Source organism: Pseudoalteromonas lipolytica, from assembly GCF_900116435.1.
Classification (GTDB): domain Bacteria; phylum Pseudomonadota; class Gammaproteobacteria; order Enterobacterales; family Alteromonadaceae; genus Pseudoalteromonas; species Pseudoalteromonas lipolytica.
Map to the genome: position 1 here is coordinate 51258 of NZ_FPAZ01000008.1, position 23253 is coordinate 74510.

The 23253-nt window shown below is 39.9% G+C and carries 24 protein-coding genes; 20 read left to right on the plus strand and 4 right to left on the minus strand.

Features of this window, described 5'->3' with window-relative positions:
* The first annotated feature begins 135 nt into the window (after positions 1–135).
* From BM378_RS09820 to BM378_RS09845, 6 genes are all read left to right on the plus strand, one after another.
* On the plus strand, positions 136–1407 hold the full coding sequence (locus tag BM378_RS09820; protein WP_036971900.1) for a sugar MFS transporter: 1272 nt from the start codon (positions 136–138) through the stop codon (positions 1405–1407).
* A 329-nt stretch (positions 1408–1736) separates the two neighbouring features.
* Complete coding sequence (locus BM378_RS09825) at positions 1737–3626, plus strand: methyl-accepting chemotaxis protein (RefSeq protein WP_065979075.1); 1890 nt, start codon at positions 1737–1739, stop codon at positions 3624–3626.
* 14 nt (positions 3627–3640) lie between these two features.
* Positions 3641–4720 (plus strand): GGDEF domain-containing protein, encoded by a 1080-nt coding sequence (locus BM378_RS09830; RefSeq protein WP_227006863.1) that lies wholly within the window; start codon positions 3641–3643, stop codon positions 4718–4720.
* Positions 4721–5326, plus strand: a complete 606-nt coding sequence (locus tag BM378_RS09835; protein ID WP_074989087.1) for a DsbA family protein — start codon at positions 4721–4723, stop codon at positions 5324–5326.
* 347 nt (positions 5327–5673) lie between these two features.
* Entirely contained in the window at positions 5674–6036 is a 363-nt protein-coding gene (locus tag BM378_RS09840; RefSeq protein ID WP_083422900.1) for a GFA family protein, read from the plus strand.
* A gap of 126 nt (positions 6037–6162) precedes the next feature.
* On the plus strand, positions 6163–7080 hold the full coding sequence (locus tag BM378_RS09845; protein ID WP_074989088.1) for a DUF5700 domain-containing putative Zn-dependent protease: 918 nt from the start codon (positions 6163–6165) through the stop codon (positions 7078–7080).
* Positions 7081–7275: 195 nt separating this feature from the next.
* Here BM378_RS09845 and BM378_RS09850 read toward each other — a convergent pair whose 3' ends face one another.
* From BM378_RS09850 to BM378_RS09860, 3 genes are all read right to left on the minus strand, one after another.
* Positions 7276–7590, minus strand: a complete 315-nt coding sequence (locus BM378_RS09850) for a hypothetical protein (protein ID WP_036971883.1) — start codon at positions 7588–7590, stop codon at positions 7276–7278.
* A 163-nt stretch (positions 7591–7753) separates the two neighbouring features.
* On the minus strand, positions 7754–8059 hold the full coding sequence (locus BM378_RS09855; protein WP_036971881.1) for a hypothetical protein: 306 nt from the start codon (positions 8057–8059) through the stop codon (positions 7754–7756).
* A 71-nt stretch (positions 8060–8130) separates the two neighbouring features.
* Complete coding sequence (locus BM378_RS09860) at positions 8131–9300, minus strand: acyltransferase family protein (RefSeq protein ID WP_036971879.1); 1170 nt, start codon at positions 9298–9300, stop codon at positions 8131–8133.
* 150 nt (positions 9301–9450) lie between these two features.
* Between BM378_RS09860 and BM378_RS09865 the strand changes: the two genes are divergently transcribed.
* Both BM378_RS09865 and BM378_RS09870 read left to right on the plus strand, forming a co-directional pair.
* Positions 9451–10596 carry a sensor histidine kinase gene (locus BM378_RS09865; RefSeq protein WP_036971877.1) on the plus strand — a complete coding sequence of 382 codons (1146 nt, stop codon included), beginning with the start codon at positions 9451–9453 and terminating at the stop codon, positions 10594–10596.
* Positions 10574–11188 carry a response regulator gene (locus tag BM378_RS09870; protein WP_036971875.1) on the plus strand — a complete coding sequence of 205 codons (615 nt, stop codon included), beginning with the start codon at positions 10574–10576 and terminating at the stop codon, positions 11186–11188. The genes BM378_RS09865 and BM378_RS09870 overlap by 23 nt, the downstream gene beginning before the upstream one ends.
* A 21-nt stretch (positions 11189–11209) precedes the next feature.
* On the opposite strand, the gene BM378_RS20405 is transcribed toward BM378_RS09870, so the two are convergent.
* A complete protein-coding gene (locus BM378_RS20405; protein ID WP_177222583.1) occupies positions 11210–11374 on the minus strand; it encodes a hypothetical protein in 165 nt (54 codons plus the stop codon).
* A gap of 363 nt (positions 11375–11737) precedes the next feature.
* Here BM378_RS20405 and BM378_RS09875 point away from each other — a divergent pair, with 363 nt between their 5' ends.
* From BM378_RS09875 to BM378_RS09930, 12 genes are all read left to right on the plus strand, one after another.
* Positions 11738–12622: a hypothetical protein gene (locus BM378_RS09875; protein WP_074989089.1), complete on the plus strand. Its 885-nt coding sequence runs from the start codon at positions 11738–11740 to the stop codon at positions 12620–12622.
* Between the two features lie 128 nt (positions 12623–12750).
* Positions 12751–13125, plus strand: coding sequence for a hypothetical protein (locus BM378_RS09880; protein ID WP_074989090.1), 375 nt, complete (start codon positions 12751–12753; stop codon positions 13123–13125).
* A 2-nt stretch (positions 13126–13127) separates the two neighbouring features.
* A complete protein-coding gene (locus BM378_RS09885) occupies positions 13128–13445 on the plus strand; it encodes a hypothetical protein (RefSeq protein ID WP_074989091.1) in 318 nt (105 codons plus the stop codon).
* Complete coding sequence (locus BM378_RS20735) at positions 13438–13695, plus strand: HNH endonuclease (RefSeq protein ID WP_074989092.1); 258 nt, start codon at positions 13438–13440, stop codon at positions 13693–13695. The genes BM378_RS09885 and BM378_RS20735 overlap by 8 nt, the downstream gene beginning before the upstream one ends.
* Before the next feature lie 192 nt (positions 13696–13887).
* Positions 13888–14592: a hypothetical protein gene (locus BM378_RS09895; protein ID WP_051501846.1), complete on the plus strand. Its 705-nt coding sequence runs from the start codon at positions 13888–13890 to the stop codon at positions 14590–14592.
* Between the two features lie 495 nt (positions 14593–15087).
* Complete coding sequence (locus BM378_RS09900; RefSeq protein ID WP_074989093.1) at positions 15088–15840, plus strand: DUF3450 domain-containing protein; 753 nt, start codon at positions 15088–15090, stop codon at positions 15838–15840.
* A gap of 10 nt (positions 15841–15850) precedes the next feature.
* Complete coding sequence (locus tag BM378_RS09905; protein WP_074989094.1) at positions 15851–17218, plus strand: MotA/TolQ/ExbB proton channel family protein; 1368 nt, start codon at positions 15851–15853, stop codon at positions 17216–17218.
* Positions 17219–17221: 3 nt separating this feature from the next.
* Positions 17222–17749, plus strand: a complete 528-nt coding sequence (locus BM378_RS09910) for a MotA/TolQ/ExbB proton channel family protein (protein WP_065979084.1) — start codon at positions 17222–17224, stop codon at positions 17747–17749.
* Between the two features lie 46 nt (positions 17750–17795).
* Complete coding sequence (locus BM378_RS09915) at positions 17796–18209, plus strand: ExbD/TolR family protein (RefSeq protein WP_063707380.1); 414 nt, start codon at positions 17796–17798, stop codon at positions 18207–18209.
* 12 nt (positions 18210–18221) lie between these two features.
* The gene (locus BM378_RS09920) at positions 18222–18827 is read left to right on the plus strand and encodes an energy transducer TonB (RefSeq protein ID WP_065979085.1); all 606 of its coding nucleotides are present in this window, start codon (positions 18222–18224) and stop codon (positions 18825–18827) included.
* A 17-nt stretch (positions 18828–18844) separates the two neighbouring features.
* Complete coding sequence (locus BM378_RS09925; protein WP_074989095.1) at positions 18845–20152, plus strand: tetratricopeptide repeat protein; 1308 nt, start codon at positions 18845–18847, stop codon at positions 20150–20152.
* A 291-nt stretch (positions 20153–20443) separates the two neighbouring features.
* Positions 20444–23197 (plus strand): beta-helix domain-containing protein, encoded by a 2754-nt coding sequence (locus tag BM378_RS09930; protein WP_074989096.1) that lies wholly within the window; start codon positions 20444–20446, stop codon positions 23195–23197.
* Positions 23198–23253 lie beyond the last annotated feature (56 nt).

A 23253-nucleotide genomic window follows, 5' to 3' on the forward strand; every position in this document is an offset into this window, starting at 1 on the left:
TGCCTCCGGTGGTTTTCTTGATTAAAGCAACTATAGCAGGAAATAAATATTTTGGAACGTTCCTATTAAATCTTTGTGCTATTTTTACTTCAATGTGTAGAATCAAGCGTAACTTGTTAACGGAGTGAAAACCACGTGAGTGAAATTAATACAAACCAATCGTTTGTCGCTGAGGGGCCGCAGCAAAATAAAAACTACCTGCTTCCCTTAACGGCAATGACGACCCTGTTCTTTTTATGGGGTTTTATTACAGTTTTAAATGATGTGTTGATCCCGCGCTTAAAAGGCGTCTTTGATTTAACCTATACCGAAGCAATGCTGGTACAGTTTTGCTTCTTTGGCGCCTACTTTATAGTGTCGTTACCAGCCGGTATGTTGGTGAAAAAATTGGGTTATAAGAACGGGGTTCTAACCGGTTTAATCGTTGCGTCAATTGGCTGTATGTTGTTTTACCCTGCTGTTGTAGTGCATGAGTATTGGCTATTTTTAGGTGCGCTTTTTGTACTAGCTGCAGGCATTACAGTGTTACAAGTATCAGCAAATCCTTATGTTGTCGCATTGGGACCTGAGAAAACAGCATCATCTCGCTTAAACCTTGCGCAAGCGCTCAATTCATTAGGCACAACGGTTGGCCCTTATGTTGGCGGGATCTTATTTTTTGGTACCGCGGGCTCATTGGCGGCAAACGCTGCAACGGCTGAGTCTGTTAAGGTTCCATATTTAATGCTAGCAGCAGCGCTGTTAACGATTGCTGTGGTATTTGCGTTCTTTAAATTACCTGTCATTGCCGAGCACACAGAAGAGCAAGACTGCAAAGCAAAAAATCATAGCCTAAAAGAAGCCCCTCATTTAATTATGGGAGTCGTGGGAATTTTTTGTTACGTGGGTGCAGAGGTTTCAATTGGTAGTTTCTTAGTTAATTACTTTGGTGAAGCACATATTGCGGGGCTTGAAGAGCATGCAGCCGCAAGTTTAATTGCATACTACTGGGGTGGTGCGATGGTGGGCCGCTTTATCGGTTCTGCGGCATTGCAAAAAATAGCCCCTTCTAAAGCGCTGTTCTTTAACGCCATGATGGTTATTGTATTGTTACTTGTGACAATTTTCACAGAAGGTAATGTGGCACTGTACTCTGTGCTGGCGATTGGTTTATTTAACTCAATTATGTTCCCAACCATATTTTCAGTTGCCATTGAAAGCCTAGGTTCATTAACGAGTAAAGGCTCTGGTTGGTTATGTTTAGCCATTGTTGGTGGAGCGCTTGTGCCTTTAGTGCAAGGTGTTGTTGCTGATACCGTTAGTATTCAAGAAAGCTTCTTCGTTCCAGTGATTTGCTATGCGTTTATTGCTTGGTATGGCTTGAATGTTGTGCGTCTTGCCGACACGTGGAAAAAACGAATAGGTTAAAGCGGCCTCTTTTTAATGAAAACCCTGCGTTTAAGACGCGGGGTTTTTTTATGCCTGATTACCTTAGCCGTATGATTTTATGAATACGTATTCAGTGATACGTGAACTCTCACAGCGTAGGAACGTTCCAACAAAGGTGCTGAACTGTGCTGTTGCAATTTGATGTTTGGTTTTCATTATGAGTACACAGAAAGTAATCGATTTTCGTGAAGAAGTGGTTTTAAAAAGCGACGTTTTTATGGTTTTAAGCTAAATTTATAAGACAAAGTGATTTTATTTTGTTAAAAATAAACGGCTAACAACGAAAAATAACAACAAATAGGGTTGCCATGCAAAGCACGCTTAAATTTACCACCAAAGTCACCGTAGCTGCGTCATTAGTATTAGTGATAGTGCTGGGTTTATTCACAATTAATAATTTTATCTCAATGCGAAGCCAAACGCAGGAGCAGCTATCTTTAGTTCTGCAAGAGATCTCTCAATCGGTGTCACAAAATATTGCTAACTGGCTTAATGCCAAACTAGCCATCGTGTCTTCTGTGGCTGATACCTACCAATTAGGTGACAGCAAAGCGTTGACATTAACCCAGCTTAGTACGGCAGACAAAGCGGGCAATTTTAAAAATACGTACATTGGTATTTCAGATGGGACGTTTGTACTTAATGACCAATCTGTTGTATTACCGCCAGACTACGACGCAACAACACGCCCTTGGTATAAGCTTGTTGAAAACAAAACGAATACGGCTTTCACCGCGCCATATATTGATGTAACCACAAACGAATTAACTATTTCAGCTGTCGCGCCAATGCAATCAAATGGTGTATTTAGTGGGGTTGCTGGCGCTGATATCGATATGAAAACCATCACTAAAATCGTTAACGAAATTGACTTTTTAGGGTTTGGTTATGGCTTTTTACTGGATAGCGAAGGACGTATTTTAAGTCATCCCGACACGAAATATAATGATAAAAATATGCGTGACCTGTTTGGCAAAAATCTGTCTTTACAGTCAGAGTTTGTTGAAGTGCAAGTTGCGGGCTCAGATAAGCTAGTCTCGTTTACTAAAATAAAAGGCATTAAGAATGTTGATTGGTATTTAGGTGTGGTGATCAACGAAGAGATAGCGTATTCGTCAGTGGCGTCATTTAGAAACATGGCGGCTGTTTACATGCTTATTGGGATTGTTGCGATTGTACTGATGATGCAATTTTTATTGCGTTATTTAATGCGCCCGATGCAGCGCTTAAGCGATGCAATTAAAGACATTGCTCAAGGCGAGGGTGATTTAACACGTCGTCTTGAAATCGAGAATAACGATGAATTTGGCGAATTGAGTCATTACTTCAATGCCTTTATAGAAAAAATTCATAGTTCAATTGAACAAGTAAAAAGTACCACGGTTGAGCTGGAGCGATTAGTTGAAAGCTTAGTAAATCAAACTCAAGGCACACTCGCTATGTACGCTGATCAAACAAAGCGTACAGATAATGTGGCTACGGCAATTAATGAGTTAACTTCAAGTGCAGTCGAAATATCAAACAGTGCTAGTAATGCCTCTAAATTAGCGACAAGTGCAAATAGCCAGTCGCTGCAAAGTCAGTCTGCACTCGCAGACAACTTAAATGCAATTAATGCACTGTCACGTAATATGGAGCAAGCACAAAAAACCATTAACAGCTTAGATGCTCACACGGTCAGTATCGGCCAAGTACTCGAAGTGATTAAAGGGGTAAGCGAGCAAACAAATCTACTTGCTTTAAATGCCGCAATAGAGGCTGCCCGAGCGGGTGAAGCGGGTCGAGGGTTTGCCGTTGTTGCAGACGAAGTACGTCAGCTTGCTCATCGTACACAACAATCAACACAAGAGATCGAAGACACCATAACGCAGTTACAACAGGGCTCGGCGTCAGCAGTTGAAGTAATGACTGCCAGTATTAAAGACAGCGAGAAAAGCGTTGAACAAGCGCATATTGCGGGTGACAAAATGGCCGAGGTTACACAGGCAATCGAGTCAATAGATGAAGTAAATCACAGTGTTGCAAATGCAACAACCGAGCAAAATCATGTTATTCAAAGCTTAGATAGTGATATTCATTCAATTAGTGAGTTGTCTAACCAAGGGCAAAGTAACTTAAACAATACCCTCAATGAGTGCACTAAACTTAAAGCGCAGTTTTATGAACTTGAAAAGCTCGTTCTGAAGTTTAAAGTATAAAGGTATTCTCACTTTTGGATCAAAACTGGCTTAGTGCCATTACCTTAAAAAGTGTCGACACGGCGGACAAACAACGCCGTGCCTTCACGTTATTTACCATGGCCTTTTTTGCCATAGCATTAATTACCACATTACTCATTTTGAACTATCAGGTGTATGCCTTACCGCTTACAGTGATGCTGCTAATAAGCGATATAGCCATCGTCGGGTGTTTACTTTATTACTTTCGAACGGGAAATCTCACTGCAATCGCCTGCATTATCTTATTAATTATTATGCTGTTGTGTATCTCACTGGTGTATACCGGAGGTAAAGAAAATACAGCATTGTATTGGCTAATGTTTTATCCGGTTGTTGCCTATGTAACGCTAGGGCTTAAAGTGGGTAGTGTATTTGTGGCCATTATGTACTTAAGCACTACACTTTTGTTGTTTGGTGCTGATGTTGGTCAGGTAAGCTATGGTCATGTTGAAATGACACGATTTTTGGCCTCGTTCACATTGGTTATTTTGTTCTCTGGGATCAGTGAATTTTTCCGTCAAAAAAGCCATCAAAAAATTGCTGATATTACCCTTATTGAAAAGCGTGACGCTTTAACCGACCCACTCACCGGGCTTGCCAATCGTCGCTATATTTATGAGCATATTTGTCCACGCTTAGAATCGGATGCACAAAGTCATTTACCCATGTCGATATTGTTAATTGATCTAGATAACTTTAAATTAGTTAATGATACCTACGGCCATGATTTTGGCGATCAGGTTTTGATTGCCTTTACGTCTATGCTTTTCGATAAGCTACGCACGACCGATATAAAAGCACGCTATGGGGGAGAAGAATTTATAATTTTATTACCCAATACCGAGCTTAAAACAGCCCATCGCGTTGCTGAAAAATTATGTGCCCATGTTGCCGATAAGCGCATAGCTTATGATGTGGGAATGGCCGTGTCTATTACCTGTAGTATTGGTATCGCGAGCTTAAATCACGCCAGTCAGTTTAGTAAGGCTGTTAAGCGAGCCGATGATAATCTTTACAAGGCTAAAATGGCAGGGCGCAATACTGTTGTATCCAATAAACAAGAAGACGAGTAAATGGCCAGATTAATATATGTTTACGACCCAATGTGCAGTTGGTGCTGGGGGTACAGAGAAACGTGGTTAAAACTGCAGGCTGCGTTAACCGATAAACTCAGCATTGAGTATAAAGTAGGGGGGCTTGCACCTGATAGCGATGAGCCAATGCCTTTAGACATGCAGCAATTTTTACAGCAAACATGGCATCGAATTGAGCAGCAGCTTGGTACGAAATTTAATCATGATTTTTGGCATACAGCTCAACCACGCCGCTCTACCTATCCAGCATGTCGTGCGGTGCTTGTTGCAAGACAACACGAAAAAGAGCCCGAAATGCTCTTTGCCATTCAAAAAGCCTACTACTTAAACGCACAAAACCCATCTGACATAAGCACCCTTGCTAATCTAGCAGAGCAAATAGGCTTAGATAAAACAGTCTTTATTAAAGCTATTCAAAGTGATGCTATCAATGCGTTATTAATGGCTGAAATAAACGCAGCGCGTTCACTGCCAATCCAAGGCTTTCCTTCTTTAGTGCTCGAAAATAAAGGGGAGTACCATGTAATCCCAATTAATTACCTTGATTGGGAAGCCAGTTATCAGCAGATCCTTTCGCTTATATAGTCTCAAAGCCAGCTCTTTTGTTTTTTAAGAGGGGGGTCATTTAACGAGGGGGAGTAGGAAAATTTCATATCACTTTTTTGACTAATTATTTATTAGAGCAATCAATTAGTTGAGTAATATTGAAACATTCTTCTATTGTTATGGTTTGAGCGCTTGCATAGTTAAAATAACGACCCAATCACTCGTTTTGTGAGTATGGAAAAAGAAGAGCAACCAACTTTTTATATATAGTAATTGGTTAATAACTTTGTTAATAATAAGTCTTTAAGATAATTGAGCTTCAGCGTGGTATAAAAATGACCGACTAGCTCGATATATACCTGTTAGGTATTTAGGAGAATCACGGAATGATCGAAGCAAGTTGTCATTGTGGCAACATTAAAATAGCGGTTCCTGAAATCACAGATACGGTTACAAGTTGTAATTGTTCTGCTTGCAGTAAGTATGCATCTTTATGGGCTTACTTTTCACCCAAAGACGTTAAATTTACTACGATAGATAATTCTATTGCTTCATATTCTTGGGGTGATAAAACCATTGAATTCCATCACTGTAATAACTGCGGTTGTTTAACTCATTACACACCAACAGAACTTGGCAATAAAGATAAAATGGCTGTCAATTTTCGTTTAGTAAATGCAAATATTCTTAGCGCTCTTAAAATTAGATATTTTGACGGCGCAGACACATGGAAAGAAATAAAGCAGTAAATGCCTAACAAGGCATTCTAAGTTGGACAAATTGTCGTGAACTTTTTGTTCGTGTCTTGCCTATTTTAGCTAACAGCAATTTGCCGCTTAAATGGCGTTAACCTTATCAATAATATGTATTAGATTATGCGAAATTTTTATAAAATCCATCTGCTAACAACACTTTTATTTGGAGTGTTATCATTCAAAACACTTGGCCAAGACCAATCAGCTACCTACGAAATAATTAATCTTGCTGATGATTTTTATTCTGTATATCAGTCAAGCAAAACGTTATCCCCTGAAAAGAGAGCAGAGCAGTTTTCACAATATTTCACCTCTCAGTTTGAGCCTTTCTATAGTAATAAGAGCTTTGTTAAATCCATTGAAAGTTTCAGTGAGATAGAAGACGTATACTTATTAAAAAACAGAGAGTTATCTAAAAATTTAAAGGGTAGCATGGACTCGTTTATTGCTACTTTTGAAGATTTTAAATCTGAAACACCAATATATATACTCCATTCGCTCGGTGGCTTTAATGGGGCAACACGTGATTTGAATGGCAAATCTTACTTAATGTTTGGTGTAGATCTGATGGCTAAATACCATAACTGGAAGAATGACACCCCATTTTTTCATCATGAGCTATTTCATGTTTACCATGAAAACTTTTTTCAATGTAATGATGAACTCTGGTGCTCGCTATGGACTGAGGGCTTAGCAACGTACGTGTCACACCAGCTGAATTCGTCTGCGAGTAATGATGAATTGATGCTAAACATACCTGAAAATATGATTAAAAATGTCCGTTCTAGACTGCGTTATTCGCTGACTGATCTAAAAGGAAAATTTTACTCGAAAAATCCTGAAACATACTCTGCATTCTTTAGTTTCAGAAAAGATGAGACAAATTTGCCATACCGCAGAGGTTATTACCTAGGCTACATTTTAGCTAAAGAAATAGGCAAAGATTACAGTTTAGAAGAGTTGGCAAAAATGGAGAAAAAGACCGTAGAGTTATTATTACTAAAAGAACTTGATTCCTTAATTAAATTGCAAGGCTAACAAATAGTTAAACTGGGTCTTAAAACAGTTTATTTTGAATTTCTCACTATTCTAGCAAACTATTTTAAGCCCGTTTACGTTGGGTTATAGATCATAGACTCAACGCGTTCCTGACCTTTGACGAGATATATTACTCGTCTTTGCCTCATTATGGGTTAACGCAAATAATCTAAAGATCTGTTTTGAGCGAAGCAGTCAATCAAAAGTTTTGATGTCTGAAGTCAAGATTTGATCCTCGTTGGCTTTTTCAAAACGAATGGGCACGAGCTTTTGTAATAGTGGCAACACAAGCAAAGGCTCAGAGCGATTATCAATACAAACAACGGCATTTGCACTACTCAGCGCTCTCACCAATGCGTTAACAGGGGCTATATCGTCCAAAGACTCAATAAAACAATTGTCTTTCTCAAACTTACTAATATCGTCGAAATACGCATCAGGCGAAAAACAATATAACTCAAGCGGCTTAACTACCGCGTTATTGTTGTTTGATAGTTTTTTCCCTAACACGATGAGTGGATGAGCTTTTTATCCAATCCGAGCTTAAGCAAAAGCATATTTATTAAATCCATGTACTTCACTGAATACCAAATTAAAATAGCGTCATATTTTTATCGTGCATTATTAGGTACATTAAAACAATAGCTATTTTGATGAATTACCAGCGATTGCGCTATGCACTATGAGTAAGTAATTTAATCCATTCATCTGCGTTTGACACAATGAATTGATATTTATTACCATCTTTTAATATGATTTCAATTGCATCACGTGTATAAGGCAAAATACCTGCAACTTTACCAGTACACTTACTCACTTTGACAATTTCACGCTGTGCAAACATATAAGGTCCTAACCCAAATTGCGCATTAAACGGTGCAAAATGAATATCGGTGTTGGTTAGCCAAAATCTACCGTCGGCTTTGATTGTCCCTTGTTGAATCGTGGCGATTGACGATTTGATTGTTATTGCATGCATAATAGTATCTCTTGATGTAGCTCTTAATGTGTCAGTTTTGCTGCTTTTAAGTCATTACCAAGTGACGACATTTAGGCTGACTGTATTATCTTTCTCTTGGTTTGCCTACCGTTAAGTAGTGCGCCAAACCATGTATTTTTAACTAATAATAAATAACTTATTTGACCTATAAGTAATGTTACAACCACGCTAACTATAAACTTTACTAAAACAGGCAAATTAGTATTAATCAATGGCATCTGAATATAAATCAGCACTGGCACATGTATTAAATAAATCCAATATGATGCATTTGATATGCTGCGACTGAGCTTACTTTTGTGATTTAAAAAACGATGCCCAAGTAAAAACGTTATGGCGGTTAACAAAATAACACTCAGTCCTTGTGATAAAACATGCAATACATATAGCTCTCCCGCTGCGGAAAAAGACCCCGTAGTTGCGGCAGCAATCACTTCATCTAAGCTTGGCGCGGCTGGTAATAAAGAAAAATAGCCAGTCAGTGATATTGCAACACCCAAAATAAGAGGCCATAAGTACCTATGATATGACGAAATGAGCTGTTGTTTTCTATAAAGCCCTACTCCTAAACAATAAAAACTGCCGTAAAAACCATACGACCACAACTGTGGCGTGAGCTTATCGGGAGCTGGGAATGGAATAGATTGCCCCATTAATGAAAGCGTTAACACGATGGGAAGTACAACCCACATAAATAAAGGGTGAACGCTAAGCGCATCGAATTTATTACCTAATAAGTTAGTTGTTTTCAACAACCAATGAATTAAGCAAAACTGATATAAATTCCACAAAAACCATAAGTGCATAGTGCTAACAACAGGCTCTTTAATGACTTGAAACACAGCAAAAATTGGCGGTATTGGATTAGCTATATCGGCTCCAAAACTCAAGGCATGGTAGTAAATAGCAAAGCTTAGCGGTAAAAAAACAATAAAAGGCAGTAATATATGTTGACTGCGATGGCGTAAAAATCGCGCGTTGCTCGATTTATCTATTAAAAGTGCACTGCAAAACCCTGCAATAATAAAAAATAACGGCATCCGAAATAAGTGCAGCGTATGCGTAATATAATCAAATAGACCATGTGTGCTTGGGTCTGCCGTAAACCAAATATTGCTAAAGAACGGACTGTAGGCTAAAGCGGCATGAAATACTATGCCGAGCAATAGCGCGAGGCTGCGTAAATTATCAATGTAATGTAATCGACTGTCTTTATTCATTAATGTGCCCAACTAATTTTTATTAATAAAGCATAAATGATTGAGGCATAATGGCACTAGTCACAAAGCTCATAGCCCGAGCTATGACAGATGTCACTGTTTTTAAATCGCGAGTTCTGCAATAATTGCTAAAAAAATATGGTCATAGTAATGGAATCAACTATACGACATACAACCGATTGGCATTTCTCAACATTGGCATCGTGGCTTGGGGTGACATCGGCGTGTGCCTATTATGCAAACTCAGAATTAGCACTATATTTGCAAGTCATAGTAAGTGGTTCCATTTTAGCCATTTTGCTGTATGTGTTAAAACAACCCAATAAATTTGTTCACGGCGTAGCACTTGGCTATTTCCTGCTTATTTTGGTTATGATACAACTGAGTTCAACGTCCTTAGTTTTTATCCACCTAGTGATGTTTACCGCGGTTTTTAGTCCTCATTTTTCGCTTCCTAAAATACTGGCTTGCGTTGTGGCCGCCATGCTGGTGTATGGTTTAACGCATTATGCGCGCTGGGAAAATGGCATTCCTTGGATCACGTTTACAATTTGGTTTTTCTTTTGCTTGATGAATTGGTTTGTCAGTCGCCGGATTGTCGAAAGTTTAAATACACATTACCAATCCCGCCAAAACTACAAAGAGTTAAAAGCCACCCAACACATGATGGGGGTGATGCATGCAGCGCAAGAGCGACAAAAGATATCACGCGAGCTCCATGACTCACTCGGCCATAAGCTTACCGCGCTCAGCATTAATTTAGATTTTGCTAAAAGAGCAGCAAATGAAGCCACCGTTGAAACCCTCTCTCTTTGCCACCAACTTAGCCAAGAAGTATTGGCAGAAGTGCGCGAAATCGTTTCCACTCAACGCAATGACAAAACGATACTTAAACAAGCTCTTGAGGCGATTTGCGAACTAACACCTAATTTACACTGTGATCTCCAACTAAGTAAGGAGACAGAGCAGCTCCCTCAAGACTACGCCCTTTGTGTATTGCGGTTTACCCAAGAGATGATCAGCAACACCCTTAAACATACCCAAGCAAACCATTTTACTTTGCATGTAAATGTCACCCACGTTGGCGAACAGCTGCTGTTAGTTGCAAAAGCGTATCACAATCAACCAGAGACCCATTTACCAAAACAAGGGAACGGATTAGCAGGATTAAATGAGCGAATGGCACAATTTAGCGGTGAATTTTCACAACACCTTGAGCAAGAAACACTGATCAATACCATGACATTACCACTAAATTTAGAAGAAAAAAGCCATGATAAAGTGCCTACTAGTTGAAGATCAGACATTAGTTCGTTTAGGCCTCGCTAATTTACTTAACCTTGATAGCGCCATTAATATCGAAGCCCAAGCTGAAGATGGCTTGCAAGCGCTTACACTATTAGCTGAGCATAGTTTTGACATTGCTTTACTCGATATGAGAATGCCGAATTTAGATGGGCTCGGCGTGCTGCAAAAAATGCGTGAAAAGGGTGATAAAACCCCTGTGCTGATCATTACCACATTTGAAGATTGTGATGTATTAGTCAAAGCCCTTAACCTAGGTGCTCGTGGGTATGTGCTTAAAAACATTGAACTTGAAGAACTCATTAGCGCTATAAAGCAGGTCGTTGCAGGTGAGCGAGTATTGCAAAGTGCGGTGACTGATTTTTTACTCAAAAAGGAACTAAGCCCTCAGCTCTGCTTAACGGACAAAGAACAAACCGTATTGCAGTGTTTGTCTTTGGGTATGCCAAACAAAATGATTGCCAAAAAATTAGATAACTCTGAGGGGACTATTCGTAATCATGTGTCACAAATTCTTGCCAAATTAGATGTAAAAGACCGCACTCAGGCCGTTATAAAAGCCATTAATCAAAACCTAATTTAACACGCGAACAACACCAAATTACTATTTTTGATTATGCTTAAGTGGTGCAATCAACATAAATAAGAGTAAACAAAACCAACTAATAAACAAACAGGCGACTATCCATGCGAGCTTTTCTTGGCGTTCCACTTTTTGTGACCTAGCAATGAGTATGATTGGCATCACCCAAATTTTGATTTCAGACATTAAAGATCTTCAGTGTCTGCTCATGGCACCGAACCGCCCGTCGACTCTAACTCATAACTGCCCCAAGACGTGTTTAGGCGAATTACTCAAAAAAGCGAACTTCGGCCGTTCAAAATTGCTTTTCTATTTCGTCAAAGTATATTGCTTGCATAGTCAGTAAAACGACCCAATCGCTCGTTTTTGTCCTGAGACAAAAGCTAGAACTACTGCATTTTAGTAGTAATGGCAATTAGTTAAGAAGTTTGTTACAAATGAGTCATTCAGAAAAGCGAGCGACGCTGTGGTAGAAAAACGCGCGATTCGCTCGCTATAAACATGTTATGTGCTTTCAGTAGTTGGCAAGAATCGAGTAAAGGAATACAAGTGAACTTTTTAGAATTAGATGTAAAACTTCAAGCAGCCATCGTTTCAGCTATTACTTCTCTTTTTATATTTGGACTAGGTTGGTTGTTTAAAGTCTTCCATGAAAATTATTCATTAAATTACAAACTTCAAAAAGAATATAAATTCGAACAAAAGAAATTACTAAAAGAAGAGATTGTGAAAACAAAAGTACCTTTGTTAAATGCCGCAGAGGAGTTTAACTACAGGATTTTTAATTTTAATAAAAATATTTCTAAGGGTTACCATAACATTAGTGAGAAAGAGTGGTTCCAGACAAACCAATACTACCTCAACAGCTTCATATATAGGTTTCTTGTTTTAATTCACTTCTGCATAAAAACAGAAGAAGACTTATTATCTATGGACTCAACGGTTGCAGATGAAGAAGATATTACTTTTTTACTTTATGTAAAAACATTTAAAAATATTTTTTGTGAATCCAACTTATTAACTGAATTGGGGTATAAGCAAGATGATGATTCGAACCACTTTTACCGTAATGAACTTAAAGGATTTAGCGGATGGGTAGTAAGTAACAACAAAGTTATTGAATTTGATGAGTTTGTTCCTAAGTTAAAACACAGTTACGATCCGCTTAGACGAGTCATCGAGTATTTTTCTAAAATTGACAATGATGATAAAGATAAAACCTTAAATATACTTCGGTGTACACACCTTCTATCTATATGCTTTTTAAACGAATTTGGACATTCCTATCAACAGACTGATAAAGGTAAAATAAAAAAATTAAATCAAAGCTATAAAGATAAAATCAAAATAAAGGCGAGCTTTCTTAACTTTTTAGATGATAGCAAGTTAAAGAAGAAAGTTTTATCAAACTTTAAAGCAGGCTTAGCCAATTAGCACATAACAAGCGCATTAAGCACGGGACTGCTAAAGTTTGGCTCGGTTCCGCTCCGCTTCACATTTTAGCCAAACATTAATCAGCCCCTTATGCGGGCGTTATGTTACTAGATTAATTTAGGAGTCACATGAAAGAATATAGATTTAAAGTGCTTAAGGAAGGTGATTCTCTCTATTTATTTGACGGCAAAGAGATGATCATACAAGAAGAGAGTGGTAACTTCAGAGTTTATAAAGTATTCGGCTTTGATCTGGGGGAGCCAACTTTTTCTAAGCAGTTTGAAAAACTAACAGTCCACTCAGGTAGTCAGTTTAACGACCAAGCAATTGTTATTGAAAAAGCTGGTAAGCTTGTCATTTACAAGGTGGAGGATTTCAAAAATAAACTTCCATTATTAAACGATGACTTTGTGATTTTGCTTAGTAAAGGCATAGGCAAAATTGAAGTATACGATTCAAAATCCAGAATTAGTGTTCAACTCCCAGCCAAAGAGGGTTGCTAGCTATGTCTGATGATGAAAAGTGGGCAACTAACGTAGCCTTTGTGGGAAACGAAGAAACTGTAAAGAAAATCTTAAAAAAATTAAACCAGCTGGAAGAAAGTGGTGAAATTGAAGATTTAACTGGAATTGAAGGGCCATTTGAATCTCTTCAGCCAATGCTTAAACGTAGAGTTGAAAATTTAGCGCTTGGTGTTATTGATAACTCAACGCCAGCACAAATAGAAGTAACGTCGCAAGCATCTGACGAACCTGAAGAGGAATGGTTTGACGATGACGATATTCCTTTAGATGACGACTGGTTTGAGGATGACGATGAGTAGGCCTTATGACCACCGGAAGGCCCAAAAGCAGAGAAGACTTATTGATCTTGAAATTTGTCAATTATGTGCTTCGACAAATAGTGTTCAAGCCCACCATATCTTCGAATATGCAAAAGGCGGCCCGTCAACAGTTGAAGGCATGATTAGCCTTTGTCTAGATTGCCATCAAAGAATGGTTCATAAAGATAGTCGAATTCGGATTAGAAAAACAGAAAATAGGATTACTACTTTTGGGCGCGGCGGTAAGTAACATAACAAGTTGCTGCACTCGGAAAAATTACTCGCTGCGCTCGCAATTTTCCGGTGAGCAAGGCGTTACCGAATAAATATCTAACGTGTTTCTGTCCAGTGATGAGTTAACATCAAACTAGCAGCATTTAAGCTTTAAAGAATTATAAAAATAGGCCGATACAAAATCATATCACTGAAACAGGGACGTGTTGTGAAGGTTATTTCTGAAAATTTACCGCAACCACTAAATAATTACAATGTGACATTAGAATCACCCAAAGATGGGGAGGCTCTTTTAAATACTGAGCTGAAAAAGTTGGCGGATGACATATATCACAAAAGCGAGCCACCTGAACTAGAGCAAACATATAGCAAGCCACTGACAATGACCGCGAGCAAAATAGACATGACTAAAACGGTTGATGGCTTTATGTATGAACTTGCTGTTGCGACTGGCGAATTATATATGCCTGGTGGGAGTGTACCGAAGGCTGTGGAAAAAATGCTTTCTCCTTACGATGCATTACTCTCAGATATAAATAATCAAGCGACTTCATTGACCTATAAAAATTGGGGAATATCAATAAACCAATCTGGTACTTTAGAAGCGACTGGTTCGATTACAGACCTTGAAAAAGAGTACTTAGAAGAAAAACTAAATGGTTCGGAGGAATTAGTAAGTGCTATCAAGGATTTTAAATCTAATTATTTGAAATATATCGGGCCTGAATCCCGGGGCTATGGAAGGTATGATGTTACGAATGATAATTTTGCCGATGTCTTCGATTTTAGAGAAATGCTTGAAAGCTCAAGGAGCAATGACGACTTTAAAAGGACGTGGGAGTATGAAACAAATTGGTTAAAGTTGACTGATAACATCTTGTCACAGTTAAAACGCAGCGCTGCGAGATATTAGTTACTTAAAAGGTTTATTTGGCATTGTAATTGGGCCACACAGCGATCATTTAAAAATGTCATATTAGGCTCGCTTTAACTATCAAGTTTGGCACTGAGACATATCCAACGATTAAACCTTAATTGGTGAATAACTAACATTATTTATTTGGCGTAGTTATGTGTAATGCAAACTCATTTTTTATTGGCGAGTACCGATTAACGCATCTTTGTGCAAAAACGCGCTGCCGTGAGTTTTTCTAAAAGCTTAAATTTAATGTCATTTTTTTAACTGAAATTTCAAAATAATTGCCCCAGATGTTTATAAATGCCTAACTTATAAGGCACATCCTCGAGATTTCCCCCTTATTTTTGCCCAACATAAACGAATTGTTACAGCTGTCATATTTTTGTATTTTTTACGCAACACGCTTGTCATTTTTCATCGTTAGACTTTCGCTCATTAAAACAACCCCACTAGCAAATTAAGCTAATTTAACGAGTAAAGGTGTATGCGATGAAAGGCGTTAAACCACTGATTTTAGCAGGTATTGTAGCGGCATCTGCAGCAGTACATGCAAACGATCTAGATAAAGTAATTGATAAAAGTAGTGAGATAAACAAATCTGCTGCGCAATCACAAACTAAAATCGACAAGATTGCAGATTCAATGCAAGGTCGTTTACAACAGTTCAAAGCCCTAAACAAAGAAATTGACGGTTTAACTGTTTATAACGCACAACTTACTAAGCAATTAAATAACCAAATTGCTGAAATGGACGCGTTAAACGAGTCTATGGATCAGGTATCGGTTATCGAGCGTCAAATCACGCCGTTAATGATGCGCATGATCACAGGCCTTGACCAATTTGTTGCACTCGACGTGCCTTTCTTAACTGAAGAACGTAGCAAGCGTATTGCCTCATTAAAAGAAATGATGGACCGCGCAGACATCACATCAAGTGAAAAATTCCGCCGCTTACTGGAAGCCTACCAAGTAGAAGTTGATTACGGTCGTACTATCGAAGCGTACACCGCATTACTTGATGTTGATGGTCAAGAGCGCGAAGTTGACTTTTTACGTATCGGCCGTTTAGAGCTTATTTATTTAACACGCGACGGCAAAAAAGCAGGTAGCTGGGATAAAGAAACAAAATCGTTTGTTGAATTACCCGATTCTGCAATCAGTCAAATTAGTAAAGGTTTACGTATCGCGCGTAAGCAACTTGCCCCAGATATGTTAACACTGCCAGTCCACGCTGCTGAATAAGAGGTTTGAGATGAAATTATTAACGACAATGACAAAAATGGCCGTGTTTGCAGCTGGCCTTGGTTATGCGGGTAGTAGCTTTGCTGCTGAGCCAATGGATTTAGACTCATTACTAAAAACATTAGAGCAAGGTAAAGCACAACAAAGCGCTGAGAATAAACAACGTGAGCAAGCGTTCATGGCGCGCCAAAACGAACAAGTGCAAATGCTTAAAGATACACAAGCAAAGCGTAATGCCATGCTTAACGAGTCGGAGCGTTTAGAAACGCAGTTTGAAGAAAACGAAGTAAAACTTGCTAACTTAACCGAGACACTTTCAAACCGCATGGGTTCACTTAAAGAGCTATTCGGTGTGTTACAGCAAGTTGCGGGTGACTCAAGCAACAAATTCATGACCTCTGTTGTTTCTGCTGAGCTACCAGGTCGTAGTAACTTCATGGATGAGCTTGCTCAAAAAATGGGGTCAACGTCGAAGCTTGCTTCAATCGATGATATTGAAAAAGTATGGTTTGAATTACAACGCGAAATGACTGAGCAGGGTAAAGTGTCTCGCTTTACGACGGATGTTATTGTTGAAGGTGGCAGCAAAGCACAAAAAGAAGTGGTGCGTGTTGGTGCATTTAACTTAATCGCGGATGGTAAATACCTAGAGTACACGCCAGCGACCAACACAATCAGCCAGCTTACTCGCCAACCAAGCAGCCGATACACAGCGACGGCATCGGATCTTCAACAAGCTAACTCAGGTGTTGTGCCGTTTGCACTTGACCCAACAGGTGGTTCAATCTTAGGTCTTTTAGTTCAAGCTCCAGACACCGAAGAGCAAGTTCACCAAGGTGGTACTGTCGGTTACATCATTTTAGGTGTTGGTTTAATTGCCTTATTAATCGCACTTGAGCGTTTTGTATCACTGATGATTATGGGTGGCAAAATCCGTCGTCAGCTTAAAGACACGGTTGCACGTGATGACAACCCACTTGGTCGTGTAATGAAAGTGAAAGATCAATACCCAAATGTAGCGTACGACACTCTTGAGCTTAAATTAAGCGAAGCAATTATTCGTGAAATGCCAAAAATTACCCGTAACCTAACGCTCATTAAGATTATTTCTGTGGTAGCTCCGTTATTGGGTCTACTTGGTACGGTAACCGGTATGATTAATACCTTCCAGGCTATTACTTTGTTCGGTACAGGTGACCCTAAACTAATGGCTGGTGGTATTTCTCAGGCACTTGTAACAACAGTACTGGGTCTGGTTGTGGCTATTCCAACGGTATTTTTATACACACTTCTTAACACGCGCTCTAAAAACATGCTGTTAATTTTACAAGAGCAAAGCGCAGGTATCATTGCAGAGCGAAGCGAGAAAGGAGCGTAAATCATGGTGCTATTGATTGATGCAATCAATGCTCTACGTGATTTCCTCGACACGGGTGGCCAAGTTCTCTTGGTCATCGGGGTCCTCATCTTCGCGATGTGGTTATTGATACTTGAGCGTTTTATGTATTTCTTTGGTGGCTTTAAACGCTACAAGAAAGACGTAAAAAGCACTTGGAACAATCGAGCAGAGCGTAACAGCTGGAACGCAGAGCAAATTCGCCAAGCGATGATTTCACGCGCTGGCATGCAACTAAATAATAACCTTGCGCTAATCAACGTAATGGTTGCGTTATGTCCACTTTTAGGTCTGTTAGGTACTGTTACCGGCATGATCGAAGTATTTGATGTAATGGCAATCACAGGCACAGGCAGTGCGCGTTCGATGGCGTCAGGGGTGTCTAAAGCCACTATCCCAACAATGGCGGGCATGGTGGGTGCACTTTCAGGGGTGTTTGCATCAACGTATTTACAACGTCGTGCAAAACGCGAAGTGCAATTACTTGAAGACAATATGGTCTTAGACCACTAAATGAATTTTAGGGTGATGTAAAACACCACCCACTAGGAGACAAATAATGAGAGCGCCACTAGGTAACTTATTTCAAGAAGACGATGCAGAAGAAATCAACATGACACCAATGCTAGACGTTGTTTTTATCATGCTTATTTTCTTCATCGTAACAGCATCATTCGTAAAAGAAGCCGGTATTGATGTTAACCGCCCTGAAGCGGCAACCGCTGTGAAAAAAGAGCGTGCCAACATTTTAGTTGCTATTTCAGACAAGGGTGAAATTTGGATTAACAAACGCCAAGTAGATATCCGTGCGGTACAAGCAAATATTGAGCGCTTAAAAGCTGAAAACCCTCAAGGTAGCGTGGTTATTCAAGCTGATAAAAAAGCCACAACCGATGTACTGATTAAAGTTATGGATGCATCGCGAGCTGCAGGCGCATTTGATGTGTCGATTGCTGCGCAAGAAGCATCATAAGGAATGTGAGCGATGCGTTATATAGTTGCATTAATCATCGCTGGTATCGTGACTGTTATGCTGTTTTTAGGCATGCAGGCGCTGATCACCGGCGGTGAAGGGGCCATGTCTGAGCCAGTAAAAGGGAACGTACTTGATTTTGTTCGTCTGAAAAAAGAAGAGACGGTACAAAAGAAAGAGCGCAAACCACAAAAACCACCAACACCAAAAGAGCCACCACCGCCAATGGAATCACCGCAAATGCAAAACAGTGATCCCAATGCAAGCAATGCAAACTTTGACTTTGGTGCAAGCGTTGAAGCTGACGTTAACTTATCCGGTGGTTTAGCACTTGAATCAAGCGACGGTGAATACTTACCCATTGTAAAGGTAGCGCCTGTATATCCGCGCCGAGCACTATCGCGTGGTATCGAAGGTTATGTAATTGTTGAGTTTACAGTAACCAAGCAAGGCACCGTGCGTGACCCTAAAGTGATTAAAGCGGAACCTGAGTCACTGTTTGACCGCGCTGCAATGGATGCTGCACTTAAATTTAAATATAAACCGCGCGTTGTTAACGGTGAAGCCGTTGAAGTGGCGGGCGTACAGAACAAAATTTCTTTCCAGATTAACGGTTAGAGAAGAGGAATGCGATTATGAAACCTTTAAAAGTTGCCGTGATTTGCGCGGCTGCTTTCACAAGCAGCCTTGTAGTACCAAGCGTTGTTAGTATGTTACCTGGGGTAACATTGGCTACAGCTTATGCCGAAGAGCAAAAAACCAAACGCGTACCCGCACTGCGTGAAAAAGTGTATAGCCAATTGGCGCGTGCTCAAAAGCTGGCTGATGATGGTGATGCAAAAGCGGGTCTTGCTGCCTTAGATAGCATAAAAGAGCGTTCATCAAGTATGAACTCGTATGAAATTGCTATGATGCATAATTTCTACGGCTTTATTTACTACAACGAAAACGATCTTGGTAAAGCAATTGCGTCGTTCGAAAAAGTCGTGGCAGAAGAAGAAATCCCTGAAACATTGCGCGTAAGTACCACGTTTAGTTTAGCGCAATTAGCGATGGCAAATAGTGACTACGATAAAGTAATTACGTATTTGGAACAGTGGGATAAAATCAATGATAAGCCAAAAACAGATGCGTATTACGTATTAAAATCTCAAGCTTATTATCAGCTTAAAGATTATCAAAAAGGCATTGAAAACATAAACCTTGCTATTGCAGAAGCTGACAGCAAAGGTGAAATGCCAAAAGAAAACTGGCTAATTTTACAACGTGCAATGTACTACTCACTCAATCAATCTGACAAAGTGGTTGAAGTGCTAGAGCGATTAGTGAAGCTATACAATAAACCTGAGTACTGGGTTCAATTAGGTGGTATGTATGGTGAAACAGGCGCAGAGAAAAAGCAGTTAGCAGTGTTAGAAGCCGCGTATCAGCAAGGCTTTTTAAAGTCTAAATCTGATTTACGCCAATTATCACAAGTGTATTTATACAACGGTCTTGCTTATAAAGCGGCGAATGTGATGAGTAAAGCCATGAAAGACGGTGTCGTTGAACAATCTGATAAAAACTATGCTTTTGTTGCAGAAGCCATGGTGCAAGCAAAAGAAGACGAAAAATCACTGCCGTATTTTGCTAAAGCTGCTGACTTAGTGCCGCACGGTCAGTACGACCAGCGTATCGCAGAGGTGAGCATTAACCTTGAAAAATACGACGAAGCAGCAGATGCAGCCCGTAAAGCACTTGATAAAGGCGGCTTAGAGTTTGAATCGAATGTGTATGTAGCCTTAGGAATGGCACAGTACAATTTACAAAACTTTGATGCCTCTATTTTAGCGTTTGAGCAAGCGGAAAAGCACAAAAAGTCACAGCGTTTAGCTGAGCAATGGATCAAGTACGTGAAGCGTGAAAAAGTACACGCCGAAACGTTACGTACCGCATTGCTCTAATTTGTATTCAACAGGCAAGCGTACAAAATAACTTAATTATAATCGCAACACCAAAGCTGCCTTCGGGCGGCTTTTTTCCGTTGTTTAATTTAAGTTAACCCTCTAATTTTAAAGTCAATTACATTGTCATTTTATGTTTATTAAAATGTAACCACTTTGTCATACAGCTCCCGTAAGGTAGTCGCAGTTTAAAACTCAAGTGACCCAAAAGCATTACTTTACAGTGCTTTTTGGTGACTTGAGTTTATGCGCTAACACAATAATTAAATATCTATCTTAACGGAGTGAACAATGAAATTATCTGGCTTATTCAAGGTTAGTCTTGTAGCGACAGCAATCTCACTAGCAGGTTGTGGCGGTGGTGATATCAACATCAACGTAGAAGAAACGGTCGAACAACCAACTACACCTACTAACCCAACTACACCACCAACCACGGAAGAATTACCCGGTGTATACAGCCAAAGCCTTTCGAACGAAGTATCTGCTGCATTAGGTCGCGATATAACAGTACAAGTTCTTTCAGGTGTAATCACAGAAGATACAACATTATCGACAGACGCATTCTGGGCCCTTGATGGTGCTGTTTTCGTTGGTAACGATAAAGCAGACAGTGCAACATTAACTATCGAACCAGGTGCCGTTGTATTTGGTAACAATGGTTCTGATTATTTAGTAGTGAGCCGTGATTCAAAAATTGAAGCGACAGGGACGAAAAATGACCCAATTATCTTTACTTCTAAACAAGACGTAATTGGTGAAGAAACATCAGCTGGCCAATGGGGCGGTATGGTGCTTCTTGGTAACGGTATCTCTAATAAGTGTCCTGCTGAAGGCGATTGTGCTCTACAAGTTGAAGGTGTTGAATCAGGTGCTGTATTCGGCGGTACAGACAATACAGATAGTTCAGGTACTTTAAAGTACGTTGTTGTTAAAAATGCGGGTTATGAAATTGCACCAGATAATGAACTAAATGGTATTACATTTGGTGCTGTTGGTTCTGGTACAACGGTTGAGTACTTACAAGTTCACAACAACTCAGATGATGGTGTTGAATTCTTCGGTGGTGCGGTAAATCTGAAGCACGTTGTATTAACAAGCATCGACGATGATAGCATCGACTGGGATAATGGTTACCAAGGTAAAATGCAATTCGTTTATGTTGAACAAGATCCAGATTCAACAGATGCAAACCGTGGTATCGAAGCAGATAACGACGGTAGCACACCTTCTAAAGAACCAAAATCATTACCAATCATTTCTAACTTAACAATCATCGGTAACAACTTCGATGGTGAAGACGATGCAGAAGGTATCTACCTTCGTGAAGGTACAGGTTTACACCTTTACAACTCTGTGATCACTGGCTCTGACGAAATGGGTGAGTGTTTAGAAATTGAAGGTGCTGAAGACGGTGCAAGCGAAACAGTTAACAATGCTAACGATGGCACTATCTTAATGCAAAACACGTTTATGTCGTGTACCAATGGCGAAAACTTCAAAAACCCAGTTGATGGTAGCGGTAATTCATTACTAGAGCTTGAAACGTGGTTTACAGCACAATCTGGTAACGTAATCAATGATAAGCCAATGCTTGGTGCAAACGGTCAACCAATTGCGGGTTCTCCATTACTAGGCGCGGGCCAAGATGTAGCAAATACTGTTGATGCGTTCTTTGATACAGTTGACTTTGTTGGTGCATTAAATGACTCAGATGACTGGCGTGAAGGTTGGGCATTTGGTTACGGCGGCGGTGAAGTAACTGCACCAGCAGCTGTAGCAGGTTGTCCATCAGGTACAACGTCAATTTCTCCAGTTGATGGCAGCACAACAACATGTGAAGTGTCTGGTCGCATTACCGCTGATTTAACTCTTACTGCGGGTAACTACTACGCATTAAGTGGTGCAGTATTTGTAGGTGAAGATAATGCTGATTCAGCTACTTTAACAATCGAGCCAGGCGTAACAGTATATGGCCGTACAGGTGATGATTATTTAGTAATTAGCCGTGGTTCGAAAATTAATGCTAATGGTACTAAAGATGAGCCAATCTCGTTCACTTCAAGCCAAGATGTTATGGGTGGTACTACAGCCGCTGGTCAATGGGGTGGTTTAGTTCTTCTTGGTAACGCACCATCAAACAAGTGTCCAGCAGAAGGCGATTGTGCACTTCAAGTTGAAGGTGTTGAGTCAGGTGCGGTGTTCGGTGGTACTGATACAACAGATAACTCAGGTACGCTTCGCTATGTTCGTGTGATGAATGGTGGTTACGAAATCGCACCAGATAACGAATTAAACGGTATCACGTTCGGTGGTGTTGGTTCTGGTACTACTGTTGAGTATGTGCAAGTTCACCAAAATGCGGATGACGGTGTTGAGTTCTTCGGTGGTAACGTACAAGCGAAGTACTTAGTACTAACAAGCATTCAAGATGACAGCATCGACTGGGACAATGGTTTCCAAGGTAAAATGCAGCACATCCTTGTTAAGCAAGCAGCTGATAACTCAGATGCAAACCGCGGTATCGAAGCCGACAACGATGGTTCTTCACCTTCTAAAACACCTAAATCTAACCCAACAATCGCTAACTTAACAATTATCGGTAACACCTTTAAAGGTGAAGATGACGGTGAAGGTATGTACTTCCGTGAAGGAACTGGCGCGCAAATCTATAACGCAATCGTAACGGGTCCTGAGGGCATGGGCGAGTGTCTTGAGATTGAAGGCGCTGCTTCTGGTGAAAGTGAAACAGTTAAGAATGCACAAGATGGTACGTTAATGATTAAATCATCAGTGATTGCATGTTCTGAAAACTTCAAAGACCCAAGCGGTGTAGATTTCAGTGTTGAGAACTGGTGGACAAACACATTAGGTAACTTAGTTGCTACAGGTCAAACGCAAGTTGTAAATGGTATTTTTACTATCGATACAACCACAGCGACAGACGTTAAAGCAATCGACGGTTTCTTTGATACAACAACGCACATTGGTGCAGTATCTGCTGATAACAACTGGACTGAAGGTTGGACGGTAGGTCTGGAATAACACAGTAAGCGAGGTGCTAAACAGTGCGTTTAGCACCTTTAAATAACTTTCTGTAA

What these genes read in the sequence shown, in the direction of transcription:
- BM378_RS09840 (WP_083422900.1), top strand. Translation starts at nt 5,674, where the DNA reads ATGATCGAAGCAAGTTGTCATTGTGGCAACATTAAAATAGCGGTTCCT.
- BM378_RS09845 (WP_074989088.1), top strand. Translation starts at nt 6,163, where the DNA reads ATGCGAAATTTTTATAAAATCCATCTGCTAACAACACTTTTATTTGGA.
- BM378_RS09885 (WP_074989091.1), top strand. Translation starts at nt 13,128, where the DNA reads ATGTCTGATGATGAAAAGTGGGCAACTAACGTAGCCTTTGTGGGAAAC.
- BM378_RS09870 (WP_036971875.1), top strand. Translation starts at nt 10,574, where the DNA reads ATGATAAAGTGCCTACTAGTTGAAGATCAGACATTAGTTCGTTTAGGC.
- BM378_RS09910 (WP_065979084.1), top strand. Translation starts at nt 17,222, where the DNA reads ATGGTGCTATTGATTGATGCAATCAATGCTCTACGTGATTTCCTCGAC.
- BM378_RS09860 (WP_036971879.1), bottom strand. Translation starts at nt 9,300, where the DNA reads ATGAATAAAGACAGTCGATTACATTACATTGATAATTTACGCAGCCTC.
- BM378_RS20405 (WP_177222583.1), bottom strand. Translation starts at nt 11,374, where the DNA reads ATGTCTGAAATCAAAATTTGGGTGATGCCAATCATACTCATTGCTAGG.
- BM378_RS09905 (WP_074989094.1), top strand. Translation starts at nt 15,851, where the DNA reads ATGAAATTATTAACGACAATGACAAAAATGGCCGTGTTTGCAGCTGGC.
- BM378_RS09925 (WP_074989095.1), top strand. Translation starts at nt 18,845, where the DNA reads ATGAAACCTTTAAAAGTTGCCGTGATTTGCGCGGCTGCTTTCACAAGC.
- BM378_RS09865 (WP_036971877.1), top strand. Translation starts at nt 9,451, where the DNA reads ATGGAATCAACTATACGACATACAACCGATTGGCATTTCTCAACATTG.
- BM378_RS09900 (WP_074989093.1), top strand. Translation starts at nt 15,088, where the DNA reads ATGAAAGGCGTTAAACCACTGATTTTAGCAGGTATTGTAGCGGCATCT.
- BM378_RS09855 (WP_036971881.1), bottom strand. Translation starts at nt 8,059, where the DNA reads ATGCATGCAATAACAATCAAATCGTCAATCGCCACGATTCAACAAGGG.
- BM378_RS09915 (WP_063707380.1), top strand. Translation starts at nt 17,796, where the DNA reads ATGAGAGCGCCACTAGGTAACTTATTTCAAGAAGACGATGCAGAAGAA.
- BM378_RS09930 (WP_074989096.1), top strand. Translation starts at nt 20,444, where the DNA reads ATGAAATTATCTGGCTTATTCAAGGTTAGTCTTGTAGCGACAGCAATC.
- BM378_RS09835 (WP_074989087.1), top strand. Translation starts at nt 4,721, where the DNA reads ATGGCCAGATTAATATATGTTTACGACCCAATGTGCAGTTGGTGCTGG.
- BM378_RS09880 (WP_074989090.1), top strand. Translation starts at nt 12,751, where the DNA reads ATGAAAGAATATAGATTTAAAGTGCTTAAGGAAGGTGATTCTCTCTAT.
- BM378_RS20735 (WP_074989092.1), top strand. Translation starts at nt 13,438, where the DNA reads ATGAGTAGGCCTTATGACCACCGGAAGGCCCAAAAGCAGAGAAGACTT.
- BM378_RS09825 (WP_065979075.1), top strand. Translation starts at nt 1,737, where the DNA reads ATGCAAAGCACGCTTAAATTTACCACCAAAGTCACCGTAGCTGCGTCA.
- BM378_RS09920 (WP_065979085.1), top strand. Translation starts at nt 18,222, where the DNA reads ATGCGTTATATAGTTGCATTAATCATCGCTGGTATCGTGACTGTTATG.